This window comes from Pseudomonas sp. 18175 (assembly GCF_050432925.1).
In the GTDB taxonomy this organism is placed as follows: Bacteria; Pseudomonadota; Gammaproteobacteria; order Pseudomonadales; family Pseudomonadaceae; genus Aquipseudomonas.
Genome location: NZ_JBKFTO010000003.1, coordinates 54,853 through 68,264, shown reverse-complemented (window position 1 = coordinate 68,264; position 13,412 = coordinate 54,853). Strand labels below are relative to the sequence as shown.

The window sequence follows — 13,412 nt, the reverse complement described above, 5'->3', positions numbered from 1 at the left end:
ACTTTGATGACAACCCGCCGCCAACCCTTACGGGGGCGGCCACTGCCATCCAATTGGAGTTTGATGACCATGAGCGTGGAAACTCAAAAGGAAACCCTGGGCTTCCAGACCGAGGTGAAGCAACTGCTGCACCTCATGATCCATTCGCTGTATTCCAACAAGGAAATCTTCCTTCGCGAATTGATCTCGAACGCCTCTGACGCTGTCGACAAATTACGTTTCGAAGCCCTGTCCAAGCCTGAGTTGCTGGAAGGTGGCGCCGAACTGAAAATCCGCGTGAGCTTCGACAAAGACGCCAACACCGTCACCCTCGAAGACAACGGTATCGGCATGAGCCGTGAAGACGCGATTACCCACCTGGGTACCATCGCCAAATCCGGCACCGCTGACTTCATGAAAAACCTGTCGGGCGACCAGAAGAAAGACTCGCACCTGATCGGCCAGTTCGGTGTGGGCTTCTACTCGGCCTTTATCGTCGCCGACAAGGTTGAAGTGTTCAGCCGTCGCGCCGGCCAGCCTGCCAGCGAAGGTGTGCACTGGTCTTCCAAAGGTGAGGGCGAGTTTGAAATCGCCACCATCGACAAGGCTGACCGTGGCACTCGCATCGTGTTGCACCTCAAAGAAGGTGAAAGCGAATTCGCCGACGGTTACCGCCTGCGTAACATCATCAAGAAATACTCCGACCACATCGCTTTGCCGATCGAACTGCCAAAAGAACAGGCAGCCGTTGAAGGCGAGGAGCAGCCTGCGCTGGAATGGGAAACCGTCAACCGCGCCAGCGCTCTGTGGACCCGTCCGCGTACCGAGATCAAGGACGAGGAATACCAGGAGTTCTACAAACACATCGGTCACGATTACGAAAACCCGCTGAGCTGGAGCCACAACAAGGTCGAAGGCAAGCTGGAATACAGCTCGTTGCTCTACGTGCCGGCGCGTGCTCCGTTTGACCTGTACCAGCGTGAAGCGCCGAAGGGCCTCAAGCTTTACGTGCAGCGCGTGTTCGTGATGGACCAGGCAGAATCCTTCCTGCCGCTTTACCTGCGTTTTATCAAGGGTGTGGTCGACTCCAACGACCTGTCGCTGAACGTGTCGCGGGAAATCCTGCAGAAAGACCCGATCATCGACTCGATGAAGTCGGCGCTGACTAAGCGCGTACTCGACATGCTGGAAAAACTGGCGAAGAACGAGCCTGAGCAATACAAAGGCTTCTGGAAAAACTTCGGCCAGGTGATGAAAGAAGGCCCTGCCGAAGATTTCGCCAACAAGGAAAAGATCGCCGGCCTGCTGCGTTTTGCCTCTACCCTGGGTGACGACGGCGAGCAAGTGGTGGCCCTGGCCGAGTACCTGGCACGCGCCAAGGAAGGCCAAGACAAGATCTACTACCTGACCGGCGAAACCTACGCTCAGGTCAAGAACAGCCCGCACCTGGAAGTCTTCCGCAAGAAAGGCATCGAAGTGCTGCTGCTCACCGACCGTATCGACGAGTGGCTGATGAGCTACCTCAACGAATTCGACGGCAAGTCCTTCGTTGACGTGGCCCGTGGTGACCTGGACCTGGGTAACCTGGACTCCGAAGAAGAGAAGAAAGAAGCCGAAGAAGTCGCCAAGGCCAAAGAAGGCCTGGTTGAGCGGATCAAGGCGTCCTTGGGCGATGCGGTCAGTGAAGTGCGGGTTTCCCACCGCCTGACCGATTCCCCAGCGATTTTGGCCATCGGCGAGCAGGACCTGGGCATGCAGATGCGCCAGATCCTTGAAGCCAGCGGCCAGAAGGTTCCGGACTCCAAGCCGATCTTCGAATTCAACCCGGCTCACCCGCTGATCGAGAAACTCGATGGCGAGCAGAATGAGGGTCGCTTTGGCGACCTGTCGCACATCCTCTTCGACCAAGCGGCCCTGGCCGCTGGCGACAGCCTGAAAGACCCGGCCGCCTACGTGCGCCGCCTGAACAAGCTGTTGGTTGAACTGTCGGTCTGACACCGTTGTAGAAAAGCCCGCTTCGGCGGGCTTTTTCGTTCTGGCCCCCCTGTAGGAGCGAGCTTGCGCGCGAAGGTCGTCAACGCTAACGCGGGCATGCTGGTTCAACGCGTCGACTGGACGTTTTTCGCGAGCAAGCTCGCTCCTACAGGTGGGATGATGTGCACCTCAACTGGAGTAAATGATGAGCCAAGTCACTGTGCGTTCCGTGGTCTATCAGATTGATGGCCAGTCCTATGAAAGCCGCCTGGCGTTCGATGCCAACCACAAGGGCCCGCTGCCTGGCCTGTTGATGGCGCCGAACTGGATGGGGGTGAGTGCGGGTGCCGAAGAGATCGCCAAGAGCGTGGCCAGCAAAGGCTATGTGGTGCTGATCGCCGACCTGTATGGGCAAATCGTACGCCCGTCGAATGGCGATGAAGCCGGCGCGGCGATGATGCCGTTGAAGAATGACAACCCTAAGCTGCTCAAGCTTATGCAGGCGGCCTTTGAGCAACTGCAAGGCCAGGCCGAGGTGGATACCGCGAAGCTGGCGACCTTTGGTTTCTGCTTTGGCGGCTTCTGCTCGCTGGAGCTGGCACGTACCGGCGCGCCGTTGAAGGCCGCCGTTTCGTTCCACGGCACCATCGACACCCAGAACCCGGCAGGCGCGAAAAACGTCAAGGGTTCAGTGCTGGTGCTGCACGGTGCATCCGACCCATTGGTGCCGAGAGAGCAGTTGCCTGCGTTTGAAGAAGAAATGAACGCTGCCGGTGTGGATTGGCAATTGCACAGCTTTGGCGGTGCCGTGCATTCGTTTACCGACCCCCACGCCAATGTGCCGGGCAAGATGATGTACGACGCCAACACCGCCAAGCGGGCGTTCAAGGCGATGCATGATTTGTTGGATGAAGTGTTCGGGGGCTAAAGCTTTAGCGTCTGTTATGGCCTCTTCGCGAGCAAGCCCGCTCCCACATTCGACCGTATTTGTTCAGAATAAACGCGGTTGAATGTGGGAGCGGGCTTGCTCGCGAATGCTATCTCACAGGCAACTCAATCCTGTCTGTTTCACCCGGCACCTTCGGCCAATCCCCCGCCGCCCAGCGCTGCCGCGCTTGTTCGATCACCGCCGGATCGCTCGCCACAAAATTCCAATTGATCCTTCGCGGCCCATCCAGCGGCGCCCCGCCGAACACCACCAGATGGCAATCGGTTTCGGCAAACAGCGCCATCTCCTGTCCCGCCGGCAAGACCACCAGACTGTGGACTTCCAGCGGCTCGCCATCCAACTGCGCCTCACCGTCCAGCACATACACCGCGCGTTCCTCATGCTCATCGGGGATCAGCAGCGTCGTGGCCGTTTGCATGTGCACTTCGGCATATAACGTAGGTGACAGCACCGGCACCGAAGACTTAAGGCAGAAACCATCACCGGCAATCAGGCGGATCTGCACCCCCAGGTTGTCACTGACCGGCAGGCTCGCCGCTGGGTGATGGCTGTAGTGCCCAGGCCCCGCTTCGTGATCCTGGGGCGAGGCCAGCCACACTTGCAGGCCGTGCAGGCTGAATCCGCTGGCCTTGAGCGCCTCGGGCGTACGCTCGACGTGGGCAATCGCGCTGCCGGCGGTCATCCAGCTCACGTCACCGGCCTCAACCACCTGGTCGGAGCCGAGGCTGTCCTTGTGCTGTAAGGCGCCTTCGAACAGGTAGGTGAGGGTGGAGAGGCCGATATGCGGGTGTTGGCGGATATTCATGCCGCTGCCCGGCGCATAGTGGGTGAGCAGCATATGGTCGAAAAACACAAAGGGCCCAACGCTGCGGCATTCTCGCGAGGGCAGTGGGCGCAGGATCGGTTGGCCTTCGACCTCTTCGGGGCGAGGGCGGATCACGGTGAGGGTGGTCATGGTGCGTCCCTGTCTGAGCGGGTTGACGGGTGCTGAGCATAACCCGCTCGACGGGAGGTTGGTGCTATTGGCTGAAGGCGCCTTCCGACAGTTTGGTTTCGATGGTGACGTCGGCGGTGGTCATCAGCTTGTGTACTGGGCAGCGATCGGCGACGCGGTGCAGCTCATCGCGCTGTGCGTCGGTTAGCACGCCTTTGAGGGTCAGCTTGACGTTGAGCTTGTATTTGCCTTTTTGCTCCTCGGTGCTGTCGTGGGTGACTTCCACGGTCACGCCGGTGAGGGGGATGTCCTTCTTCTGGGCGTACAGTTTGACGGTCAGCGCCTTGCACGAAGCCAGGGCGGCGTCGAAATAGTCATGGGGGGAGGGCGCCGAGTCGTCGCCACCCAGGCTCTTGGGCAGGTCGGTGAACAGCTCGTGGTGGTTGATATTCACGCTGTGGCGGAAGTTGTCGTGGTTCAGGGTGTTCACGGTAACGGGCATGGCGAACCTCACAAGGGGGCAGGATGAAGGTTATGCAGTTATAGAGCATGGGTGCGATCGGGTGTTCCATGTTTTCTACAATCAGTTTCGTCGCGATTGTGTTAGGGGTTTATATCGCGTTTTCGTCTTACGCAAAGTGGCGCACGGGCCGATACCTTTCAGGAGCCAGCTGCAAATGGATGCAGCGCATTTGGAAGGAGCCAAGGCATGAGTATCAGAAGTTTGAACATCGCCCCGCGCGCAGGGTTAGGGTTTGGCGTGCTGGCGTTGATGGTGTTCGCCCTGGGCGGCTTTGCGCTGTTGCAGATGGCCAATATGCGCCAGCAGTCGGACCAGGTGGAAAACAACTGGCTGCCCAGCGTGATGGCAGTGGGGGAAATGAGCCAGGACCTGTTGCGGGTGCGCGCACTCACGCTGCGCTTGCTGGTCAACCGCGATCCCCAGGCGCTGGCGCAGAATGAGCAAAAGCTCGGCGACCTCAAAAACGGCCTGCACAACGCCCAAAGCCTCTACGAAGCGTTGATCGTGCTGCCGGAGGAGCGCGCGCTGTTCGACCGCTTCAAGGCCCAGGAGCAGCAATACCTGCAACGCCAGGAGCAGGTCATGGGGTTTTCCAAGGCCAATCAGCTCGAAGACGCCATCAAGGTAGTCAACGGAGAGATGAACCAGCTCGCCGATGAAATGGCCACCACCCTGCACGACCTGGTCAACCTCAACAAAGCCAATGCCAATCAAGCCGCGAACCTGGCACAGAGCGTGTTCAGCCAGTCGCGCAGTTGGGTGGTGGGCATGATCATATTGACGGCACTGATCACCATTGGCTTGGCGGTGTGGCTGACCCGCAGCATCGTGCTGCCCTTGGCTCAATCGCTCAAAGTCGCCCAGGGCGTGGCCAGTGGTGATCTGACCGGTGAGATTAGCATCACCGGCAAGGATGAGCCTGCGCGCTTGCAGCAAGCGCTCAAGGGCATGCAGGAGAACCTGCGCGATACCATCCGGCAGATCGCTGAATCCTCGAACCAATTGGCCTCTGCCTCCGAAGAGCTCAGTTGTGTCACCGAAGATGCCACCCGTGGCCTGTACCAGCAGAACCAGGAAATCGAACAGGCGGCCACGGCGGTCAACCAGATGACGGCAGCGGTGGAGGAGGTGGCGAGCAATGCCGTGGCCACCTCTCAGGCTTCGCGTGAATCCGACCGTATTGCCCAGCAGGGGCGTGACCAAGTGCAGCAGACCGTGGTGTCGATCCAGGCGCTGGCCTTGGATGTGACGGCCAATGCCAATCAGGTCGGGGACTTGGCGCAGAAGGTGTATGGCATCAGCAAGGTGTTGGACGTGATTCGCTCGATTGCCGAACAGACCAACCTGCTGGCGTTGAACGCGGCCATTGAAGCGGCGCGCGCCGGGGATGCCGGGCGCGGCTTTGCGGTGGTGGCTGATGAAGTGCGGGCCCTGGCCCATCGCACCCAGCAGTCAACCCAGGAAATCGAGTTGATGATCAGCGGGATTCAACAGGGGACTGATCAGGCGGTCAGCTCGATGCAGCAGAGCAACACGCGGGCACATGCCACGCTGGAGATCGCCAAGTCGGCAGGCACCGCGCTGGAGGCGATTGCGTCGGCGTTTACCTTGATCAATGAGCGCAACCTGGTGATCGCCAGTGCGTCGGAGCAACAGGCGGCGGTGGCGCGGGAGGTGGATCGAAATTTGATGAACATTCGCGATTTGGCTCATCAGACGTCGACCGGGGCGAACCAGACCAGTGCGGCGAGCCAGGAGTTGTCGCGGTTGGCGGTGGGGCTCAATAGCATGGTGGCGCGGTTTTCGGTGTAGGGCTTGGAATTGGGTTGGCCCTTTCGCGAGCAAGCCCGCTCCCACACTTGACCGAGTACATCCTTTGGAATGCGGTCAAATGTGGGAGCGGGCTTGCTCGCGAAGCAGGCGACTCGGTCTCAAATCCATCCGCCCATAAAAAAGCCCCGAACCAGTCGGGGCTTTTTCATGCGATCAAGCTACAGGCCTTACTTGCCCTGCCAGCGTTTCAGTACCAGGGTGGCGTTAGTGCCACCGAAGCCGAAGCTGTTGCTCATCACGGTGTCGATCTTGGCGTTTTCAACGGTCTTGAGCTGGATCGGCATGTCAGCGACAGCTGGGTCCAGTTCATCGATGTTGGCCGAGCCGGCGATGAAGTTGCCTTCCATCATCAGCAGGCAGTAGATCGCTTCGTGAACGCCAGCGGCGCCCAGGGAGTGACCCGACAGGCTCTTGGTGGAGCTGATGGCTGGGGCCTTGGCGCCGAATACCGCACGCACGCCTTCCATTTCCTTGGCGTCGCCGACCGGAGTCGAGGTGCCGTGGGTGTTCAGGTAGTCGATTGGGGTATTCACGGTGGACATTGCCATCTGCATGCAGCGGATAGCGCCTTCACCGCTTGGTGCAACCATGTCGTAGCCATCGGACGTCGCGCCGTAGCCAACGATTTCCGCGTAGATCTTGGCACCACGGGCCAGAGCGTGTTCCAGCTCCTCGACCACCACCATGCCGCCACCGCCGGCGATGACGAAACCGTCACGCTTGGCGTCGTAGGCGCGGGAGGCTTTTTCCGGGGTCTCGTTGTACTGGGTGGACAGTGCGCCCATGGCGTCGAACAGGAACGACTGGCTCCAATGTTCTTCTTCACCGCCGCCGGCGAACACGATGTCCTGCTTGCCCAGTTGGATCTGCTCAACCGCAGTACCGATGCAGTGAGCACTGGTGGCGCAAGCCGAGGAGATCGAGTAGTTCACGCCCTTGATGGCAAATGGCGTGGCCAGGCAGGCCGAAACGGTGCTGCCCATGGTCCGCGTTACACGGTACGGGCCAACGCGCTTCACGCCTTTTTCGCGCAGGATGTCCAGCGCTTCCATCTGGTTCAGGGTGGATGCGCCGCCGGAGCCGGCGATCAGGCCGGTGCGTACGTTGGAAACCTGCTCTTCGCTCAGGCCGGAGTCGGCGATGGCGTCTTTCATGGCCAGGTAGGCGTAGGCGGCAGCGTGGCCGACGAAGCGGTAGATCTTGCGATCAATCAGTTCTTCGAGGGGCAGGTCGATGGAGCCGGAAACCTGGCTACGCAGACCCATTTCGGCATATTCCGGGTTGAAGCGGATGCCAGGGCGACTTGCACGCAGGTTAGCGGTGACGGTCTCTTTGTCATTGCCCAGGCAAGAAACGATGCCCAGACCAGTGATAACGACGCGGCGCATGCGGATAACCCTTAAAAGTTGTCAGTGGAAGTGAATACGCCGACCCGAAGGCCTTCGGCAGTATAGATCTCGCGACCGTCGACGCTCACCGAACCATCGGCGATGGCCAGGTTCAACTTGCCCTTGAGGACGCGCTTGATCTGAATGTTGTAGGTGACTTTCTTGGCGGTCGGCAGGACCTGGCCAAAGAACTTCACTTCGCCCGAACCCAGGGCGCGACCGCGGCCCGGCAGGCCTTGCCAGCCGAGGAAGAAGCCGACCAGTTGCCACATGGCGTCGAGGCCCAGGCAGCCTGGCATCACAGGGTCGCCTTCGAAATGGCAGGCGAAGAACCACAGGTCCGGGGTGATATCCAGCTCGGCGACCAATTCACCTTTGCCGTACTTGCCACCCTCTTCGCTGATATGGGTGATGCGATCCACCATCAGCATATTTGGGGCGGGCAGTTGCGCGTTACCTGGGCCGAACAGCTCACCGCGACTGCAGCGCAGCAGGTCTTCCCGAGTAAAGGCGTTTTGTTTGGTCATGCGAGCTCCTCAATAATCCCATGCGGCAGGGTAGGGTAAATCTTCCCGAACCGACTGAAGCGTTCATGCCTCATGTCAGCAGCCTACACATAGACTATTGCGTTGTAGTGAAAGTCACAGCGGCAAGGCACTGAATGTACACTTGTTCACTGAAATTTTAAACCGGGCCTGTTTATCGGCCCGTTCGGGTGCCTAAGACTGCCGCACTTTCGCCTTTCACGCCAGTCGGAGTTGGCTGATGGCGCGGCGCTATTGCACCCAGCGCTGCAGAATTTGCTGCAAATCGGTGCGTTTGAACGGCTTGGCCAGGTAATCATTCATGCCCGCTGCCAGGCAGGCTTCGCGGTCGCCCTGCAAGGCATTGGCGGTCAGCGCGATGATCGGCAGGTCGGCGCAGCCGGGCAATTGGCGAATCTGCCGGGTGGCTTCGTAGCCGTCGATCAGTGGCAGGCGGCAATCCATAAGGATTGCCGTGAAAATCAGGCTCTCGGCGCTGCGGATCGCTTCGGCGCCATCAGTGGCCAGGCTCACTTCAAAGCCCAGGCTGCGCAGCATGGCTTCGACGACCGTGCGGTTGACCGGGTTGTCTTCCACCAGCAATACATGGCGACCATTGCCCGCGCTGCCTTTGCCCTCGGCGTCCAGGGTGATCGTCGGCACGACGTGCTGGTCAATGGCCAGCGGAATCTCCAGGGTAAACACCGAACCCCGGCCTTCTTCGCTCTGGGCGCGCAGCGTGCCGCCCATGCGTTCGGCCAGAGTGCGGGCGATGGGCAAGCCCAGGCCAGTGCCGCCGTAACGTCTTGAAATGGAACTGTCGGCCTGCTGGAACGCGTCGAACATCAATTCCAGGCGCTCGGCAGAAATACCGATGCCGCTATCGCGCACGGTGCAGGTGAACCACACCAGTTCATGGTCCAGGGTCTGCCACTGGGGCTCGACGGTGACGGTGCCGTGCTCGGTAAATTTGAGCGCATTGCCGATCAGGTTCACCAGGATCTGCCGGATGCGGGTGGGGTCACCCTGGACCCGCAACGTCTCCAGGCCCGACGGTATCGACAGCTTGAGCGCCAGGCCACGTTGTTGCGCGCTGTGCTGGAAGGCTTGGGCGCAGCTGTTGATCAGGTCGGCCAGGTTGAACGGAATATGCTCCAGCTCCAGCGCTGCGCGTTCGATGCGCGAGAAGTCGAGGATGTCGTTGATCACCTTGAGCAAATGCTCGGTGGATTCGGAGGCCAGTGCCGCGTATTCGGTCTGCTCCTCGGTCATCTCGGTGGTTTCCAGCAATTGCAGCATGCCCAGCACGCCGTTCATCGGGGTGCGCAACTCGTGGCTCATCATTGCCAGGAAATCGGACTTGGCGTTGTTGGCGCGCTCGGCCTCTTCGCGGGTCTGGATCAGTTGGGCCATGGCTTGGTGTTGTTCGCGGCTGGCCTGGTTGAGGCCTTCGGCGAGGTTGTTGATATGCCGCGACAGGTCGCCCAGCTCCGAGTCATCTACGATCGGCAGCGGCGTCTTGTAGTCGCCCTGTTGGATCGCCTTTACCGCGTTGCCCATGGCGCTGATGGGTTGCGACAGGCTGGCCGCCAGGCGCCGGGCCAGTAAAAAGGTGAACAGCAGGGCAAACAGCGCGAGGATGCCGGCCTTGAACAGGATCTCCTGCTGGCGCTGGCTGAACGCGTCGTTGGACATGCCGACGATCACCCGGCCCAGGTACTCGGCGCGGGGAGCCTTGGGTTCGTTGAGGTTGTCCTGGAAAAAGTCATTGCCCAGTTGGATGTGTTGCAGGCGGATCGGCGCTTGGAACACTTTGACCGACAGCGAGCGGTCATGTTTTTCCGACGGCTGTTCGACGTAGACCAGAATGTTCTCGCTGCTGTCCTGAATCTCCAGGAAACGCACGTGAGGCGTGGCCAGGGTGGCGCGCAGCAGGCTTTCGAGCACATCGTTGTTGCCGGAGATCACCCCGTATTCGGTGGCGGGGGCCAGTTGGTTGGCGATCAATTGGCCGGTGTGGTCCAACTCCTGGCGCAAATCCTGGATGCGCACGAAGGTGAAGAAGCTGATCAACAACAAGGTCAACAACAGCGCCGGGCCCAAGGTGATGAGCTGGGTGCGGGTGTTGATATCCCAACGTCGACGCAAGGTCATGGGCGTTTTTCTCCTTCGGCCAATCGGGCGGCGACGCTGGCTTCGTCTACCTGTTCGATCCCCAGTGAGCGTGCAACTTGCGGGTTGCCCACCACTTTGAAGTGTTCCGGGTACAACGAGCGCGGCCAGTTGGCGGGCGGGTGGTCCAACAGGCGATCCAGCACGGCCAGCCAGTCGGCCTGGTCGCTGTAGGTGCTGGCCAGGCTGCCGGCCCGCACGAATCCTGCATTGGGCCCCACCAGGGGCAATTGCTGGGCGTAGCTGCTCAGCAACAGGTTCTTCGCGGTTTTCGGGTTGTACAACTGGGGGTCATCGAGGCCGAGCAAGACGTCGCTGTTCCTGAACAGGCTTTGCAGCGGGCGGCTGTCATTAATGCTGTCCCAGCGCTGGGGCACGATTTCCAAGCCCATGGGGCCGGCAAATTGGCGCAGTTCAGGCAGCAGGAACTCACTCTCTGCACCGTAGAGCACACCGATGCGCTGCGCCTGGGGCAGGATGTGGGCGATCAGGCGCAGTTGGCGGTCCAGTGGCGGGTCGCTCCAGAGCAGGCTGATGTGTGCGTGCGGGGTGTTCCCCAGGCGCTGCTGGGCCTGGAGCCGGCTGATACGCAATACCAGGGTCGGTGGGCCCTGGGTGTCTTGCAGGCGCCAGTCCAGGCCCGGCAGGTCCAGCAGGATCAGGCGCGTCGTCGCTGGCAGACGGCTTGGCGCCGGCAAGTTCTTGAGGGCGGTGAAGGTCACGCGGTCCTCGGGACGTTGCTCGGCCAGGGCCAGAGTAAAGGCCTGCACCCCGGCACCGTCTTCGGCGGCGGTCAGCAGGATCTCGGCGCTCCATGCCGGTGTGGCCAGCAACAGGCACACCAGCAGCCCGGCGCGTCGCCAGAGGGTGTAGATAAAGAAGAAGGTCATCCGTGACGGGGCGCCCATGTCAGAACTCTAACTCCGCGCTGAAATAGAGTACGTGGCGATGGTCATAATTGTTATCGGCCCAGGTGGTGGGCTGGTGATCGAGACGTTGTTGCAACATGCCGGCCAGCTCCACGTTGGCTTTGCCCAGGGCAATGCGCTTGGCCACCCGCAGGTCGACCCGTTCGAAGCGATATTGGTTGAGCGCGTCGTCGCCATAGTAGAACAACGCGCTGGACCAGCCTTGCCCCCATTCACGCAGCCAGCCGGCCGAGCCACTGTTGCGCGCGGTCTGCAGTTTGTCCAGAGGATTGCTGGTGGTGGCGTCGACGTAAGCATAGGTGAGCCGCAGGCGGTCGGCGTTGCTCACACGCCAGTCGAACTGGGATTCGGCACCGGTGAACCGCGAGCTGTTGGCGTTGCTGGCAATGTACTGGTTATTGCGCAGGGGTGAGCTGATCATGTCGGTGATTTCGTCATAGAACAGCTTCACGTCCATGTTCAACCCGAGGTCGGCAAAGAAGCCGTTGTAGCCCAGTTCCCGGGATTTCATCAGCTCTTTGTCGAGGTTGCCCGGGCCACGGGTCTTCACGAAATACTGCCCGGAGGTCTGCCCATAGGCCGGGGAGCTGAGGTTGGTGACGCGGTAGCTCCAGTTGACGTTGTTCTCGAACATGTCCGGCGAGCGGATCGCCTCGGAGTACACCGCGCGCAGGCCGTGGCGTGGGTTGATCAAGTAGTTAACCGCCACCCGTGGCGTCAGCGAGCTGCCGCTCAGGCGGGTGTCTTCGAACATGGCGCCGCCCTGCAGCAGCCAGTGTTCGGTGGCGCGCCATTCCAACTGGCCGAACAGGCGCCAGGTGTTGTCGTCCAGGGTGCCGTTGAAATAGGTGTCGGAGTCGGCGCGGTCGTAACGGTAGTTCAGGCCGCTGACCAGGCGCAGGCTGTCGGAGAGGCTGAGGGTGTCCTGGATCTCTACGTCGTAGCGGCTTTCGCGGGTGCTCTGGTCGATGTCACCGCACACGCTCTGGTTGGCACCGTTGCGCCATTGGTCCAGCACCTGGTTGGCCAGGGCTTGTTCGGCAGCGCTGCCAGGGGGCGCGGAGCCTTGGCTATATTTGTCCATGTGCCGGGCCAGCAGTTCAGCGTAGTTGGGGTTGAGTTGCCACAACTGGGTCAACTCCGGGCTGAACGAGACTTTAGCGTCGCAGGCCTGCCAGATTTGCCGGCGGTCCCATTGCTGGGCCGAACCCTGGATATACAAGCTGTGGTCGGGGTTGAAGTCGAAATTCCAGCGCAGGGAGGCGGCGTAGTCCTTGGCGGTGACGTCAGAATTGTTGCCACCTTCGGTAATCCCGGCGAATACCGGCGTGTAGGTATACGGGCGCTGGTTGGTACCTTCCTTCGCGTCCAGTTGCCAGTCGATGCTCTGCTGTGCGTCCAGGGTCTGGCTCACCGCCAGGCTGAAACGGTTGAGACGACGGCTGTCACGGCGGTCGGCACCGGCGGCATCGCTGTCGAAGCCATCGTCCTGTTGCCCGGAGAGCGACAGGCGCAGATCGCCGGTTTCCCAGCCCACGCCCTGGCTGGCGTAGAAGTCATTGATACCGCGCTCGCCACGCACCACCTTGACCCGTGTGCCCTGGCTGTTGGCCGGCGAGCGCGTAAGGATATTGACCACCGCCATCAACGCATTGGCGCCGTAGCTGACGGTGTTGGGGCCGCGGAATACTTCGATGCGCTCGATATCTTCCATGGCCACTGGAATGTCGCTCCAGTCCACGGTGGCCAGGCCTGCGCGATACACCGAACGCCCATCGATCAACACCTGCATGCGGCGTGCGTCGCTGGCGCTGGTGCCGTGGTAGTTCACCGCCGCCTGGTTGCCGGTGGTGTAGCCGACCATCATCCCCGGCACCAAGCGCAGTAGTTCGCTGATATCCCGTGCGCCGCTGGCCTTGATCAGTTCGCTGTCGATCACGGTCATGCTGCCAGGCACGGCAGCGGCTGATTGCTTGAGGCGCGTGGCGGTCAATACCTGGGGCAGTGGCTGGTTGTCGAGGAATAAATCATCGGCCAGCGCGGGCGCGCTGCACATCAACATCAACCACAGGGATGAACGGGGAGGAGGGCCCAAATACACGGCACGGCCTTGATAATTGCGGATAGCCGCCCATGTTAACTGAGGTGGGGCCTTTTGCCAGTCGTGGGACTTGCAATTACTTCACACAAGCGTGGCAATTTCCGAC

The 13,412-nt window shown here is 60.7% G+C and carries 10 protein-coding genes and 1 pseudogene; 4 read left to right on the top strand and 7 right to left on the bottom strand.

All coding sequences use genetic code 11. The annotated features are described in order from the left end of the window. The first annotated feature begins 69 nt into the window (after window positions 1–69). Together htpG and ACLD1Y_RS05280 are read left to right on the top strand one after the other, a co-directional pair. Window positions 70–1,974 carry a molecular chaperone HtpG gene (gene htpG, locus ACLD1Y_RS05285; protein ID WP_429476096.1) on the top strand — a complete coding sequence of 635 codons (1,905 nt, stop codon included), beginning with the start codon at window positions 70–72 and terminating at the stop codon, window positions 1,972–1,974. 184 nt (window positions 1,975–2,158) lie between these two features. Then, on the top strand, window positions 2,159–2,881 hold the full coding sequence (locus ACLD1Y_RS05280; protein ID WP_429476094.1) for a dienelactone hydrolase family protein: 723 nt from the start codon (window positions 2,159–2,161) through the stop codon (window positions 2,879–2,881). Window positions 2,882–2,990: 109 nt separating this feature from the next. Here ACLD1Y_RS05280 and ACLD1Y_RS05275 read toward each other — a convergent pair whose 3' ends face one another. Both ACLD1Y_RS05275 and ACLD1Y_RS05270 read right to left on the bottom strand, forming a co-directional pair. After that, window positions 2,991–3,857, bottom strand: coding sequence for a pirin family protein (locus ACLD1Y_RS05275; RefSeq protein ID WP_429476092.1), 867 nt, complete (start codon window positions 3,855–3,857; stop codon window positions 2,991–2,993). A 64-nt stretch (window positions 3,858–3,921) separates the two neighbouring features. Then, window positions 3,922–4,338 (bottom strand): OsmC family protein, encoded by a 417-nt coding sequence (locus ACLD1Y_RS05270; protein WP_429476090.1) that lies wholly within the window; start codon window positions 4,336–4,338, stop codon window positions 3,922–3,924. A gap of 207 nt (window positions 4,339–4,545) precedes the next feature. On the opposite strand from ACLD1Y_RS05270, the pseudogene ACLD1Y_RS05265 reads away from it, so the two are divergent. Together ACLD1Y_RS05265 and ACLD1Y_RS05260 are read left to right on the top strand one after the other, a co-directional pair. Beyond that, window positions 4,546–5,316, top strand: a pseudogene (locus ACLD1Y_RS05265) (MCP four helix bundle domain-containing protein); the annotation flags it as partial. Continuing rightward, window positions 5,308–6,171, top strand: a complete 864-nt coding sequence (locus ACLD1Y_RS05260; RefSeq protein WP_429476568.1) for a methyl-accepting chemotaxis protein — start codon at window positions 5,308–5,310, stop codon at window positions 6,169–6,171. The pseudogene ACLD1Y_RS05265 and the gene ACLD1Y_RS05260, both read left to right, overlap by 9 nt. A 188-nt stretch (window positions 6,172–6,359) precedes the next feature. Here the strand turns inward: ACLD1Y_RS05260 and fabB are convergent, their stop codons facing one another. The 5 genes from fabB to ACLD1Y_RS05235 all read right to left on the bottom strand — a co-directional run bounded on the left by fabB (window position 6,360) and on the right by ACLD1Y_RS05235 (window position 13,306). Then, window positions 6,360–7,580 (bottom strand): beta-ketoacyl-ACP synthase I, encoded by a 1,221-nt coding sequence (gene fabB / locus ACLD1Y_RS05255; RefSeq protein WP_429476088.1) that lies wholly within the window; start codon window positions 7,578–7,580, stop codon window positions 6,360–6,362. An 11-nt stretch (window positions 7,581–7,591) separates the two neighbouring features. Next, window positions 7,592–8,107: a 3-hydroxyacyl-[acyl-carrier-protein] dehydratase FabA gene (fabA, locus tag ACLD1Y_RS05250; protein ID WP_010211704.1), complete on the bottom strand. Its 516-nt coding sequence runs from the start codon at window positions 8,105–8,107 to the stop codon at window positions 7,592–7,594. Window positions 8,108–8,356: 249 nt separating this feature from the next. Further along, complete coding sequence (locus ACLD1Y_RS05245) at window positions 8,357–10,258, bottom strand: ATP-binding protein (RefSeq protein ID WP_429476085.1); 1,902 nt, start codon at window positions 10,256–10,258, stop codon at window positions 8,357–8,359. Next, window positions 10,255–11,184, bottom strand: coding sequence for an ABC transporter substrate-binding protein (locus ACLD1Y_RS05240; protein ID WP_429476083.1), 930 nt, complete (start codon window positions 11,182–11,184; stop codon window positions 10,255–10,257). The genes ACLD1Y_RS05245 and ACLD1Y_RS05240 overlap by 4 nt, the downstream gene beginning before the upstream one ends. Before the next feature lies 1 nt (window position 11,185). Beyond that, on the bottom strand, window positions 11,186–13,306 hold the full coding sequence (locus ACLD1Y_RS05235; RefSeq protein WP_429476081.1) for a TonB-dependent receptor plug domain-containing protein: 2,121 nt from the start codon (window positions 13,304–13,306) through the stop codon (window positions 11,186–11,188). Window positions 13,307–13,412 lie beyond the last annotated feature (106 nt).